This is a genomic window from Streptosporangium sp. NPDC001681 (assembly GCF_040298085.1).
Taxonomy (GTDB): Bacteria; Actinomycetota; Actinomycetes; order Streptosporangiales; family Streptosporangiaceae; genus Streptosporangium.
This window is the reverse complement of record NZ_JBEOZN010000321.1, coordinates 1-1,362: the sequence shown is the minus strand read 5'-3', so window position 1 is coordinate 1,362 and position 1,362 is coordinate 1. Positions and strand designations below refer to the sequence as shown.

Here is a 1,362-nt window from a genome sequence, read left to right as displayed (position 1 = left end):
TCAAAGAGCTCCAGGCCCTTCTGGCCACCTGGACAGGCCGATGCCCCACCTGCCAGCAAAGGCCGCCCTAACCACCTAACAAAGCACTACTAGAGCCTGTACGGAGTTCGGATCTCTAGGCTGGCCGGAGGCTTCGGACCCATAGGACGGCCCCGCGTACACTCCGCCACCTGGAGGCTGGGGACACGTTCGTGAGCGGAGGGCCAACCAGGAAGGGTGGTCGACGGGCTACCGCCGCCTTCCTGCAGCGGGAACCCTGTCCGGAAGCGGTCACGGCCGAAGGGTGATTTCCCGTGCGTAATCGTCTCTTATGTAGACAAGGCGGCGCACCGCCACCTACCGCTCCAGTCCGAGAGGACCCCCATGGACATCCCGGCCCGAGCCACCCTGATCAACAAGAAGTCCGGGCTCGCCCTCGACATCAAGGAATGCGACATGTCCGACGGTGGCTGGGTGATCCAGTGGACCCCCCACGGCCGGACCAACCAGATCTTCCACCTGGAACCCGCCGATGGCGGCTACAAGTTCATCGCCGAACACTCCGGCAAGGCCCTGGACGTCAGCGTGGCGAACCAGAACTCCGACTTCGCGATGCAGTGGGGCATCAATGGCAGCCCCAGCCAGATCTGGTACCTCAAGGAGCACGAGGCGGGCGTCTACCGGCTCATCGCCAAGCACTCAGGCAAGGTGCTGGCAGTCGCAAACGCCTCCACCGACCCGGGCGCGCGCGTGGTGCAGTTCGAACCAGGTCATGACGAGAACGAACTCTGGCTGCTCAAGGCCGTTCCCTAGCTAGTGCTGTGATCGGAAAGGTTCACCGGGTTGCTGCTCGGGGGGCAGCCGGGCCGGTTGGATGTGAGCAGTCAGATCAGGTCCGGCACGTGGAGGCGTGGTGGCAGAACCTGTCAGGGTCCGAAGACTCGCCAACCAAGAAGGACAGAAGCTCCAGCAGATCGTGCGCCGAGGCAGCACCAACTCGGTGCGTTACCGGCGTGCGATGATGCTGCTTGCCTCGGCCGGCGGCAACACCGTCCCGGTCATCGCCCGCCTGGTGGCCGCCGACGAAGACACCGTCCGCGATGTGATTCACCGCTTCAACGAGATCGGCCTGGCCTGCCTGGACCCTCAGTGGGCGGGAGGCCGTCCCCGCCTGCTCAGCGATGACGACGAAGCCTTCGTCATCCAGACGGCCACCACTCGCCCCAGGAAACTCGGACAACCCTTCACCCGTTGGTCGATCCGCAAGCTCCTGGCCTACCTGCGCAAACCCTCCCTGCCAAACTAGACAGAGGCAACAAAAAGGTACATAACTCTGTATCGAGGGTGGGGAAGGAGACATCCCTTCGTGGGAGCACGACAGCC

Annotated in this window: 1 protein-coding gene and 1 pseudogene; both read left to right on the top strand. The window is 63.9% G+C overall.

Features of this window, described 5'->3' with window-relative positions; translation table 11 throughout:
• The first annotated feature begins 363 nt into the window (after window positions 1-363).
• A complete protein-coding gene (locus tag ABT130_RS47605; RefSeq protein WP_345681519.1) occupies window positions 364-792 on the top strand; it encodes an RICIN domain-containing protein in 429 nt (142 codons plus the stop codon).
• Window positions 793-892: 100 nt separating this feature from the next.
• A pseudogene (locus tag ABT130_RS47600) lies at window positions 893-1,270 on the top strand (helix-turn-helix domain-containing protein); the annotation flags it as partial.
• Between the last annotated feature and the right edge of the window lie 92 nt (window positions 1,271-1,362).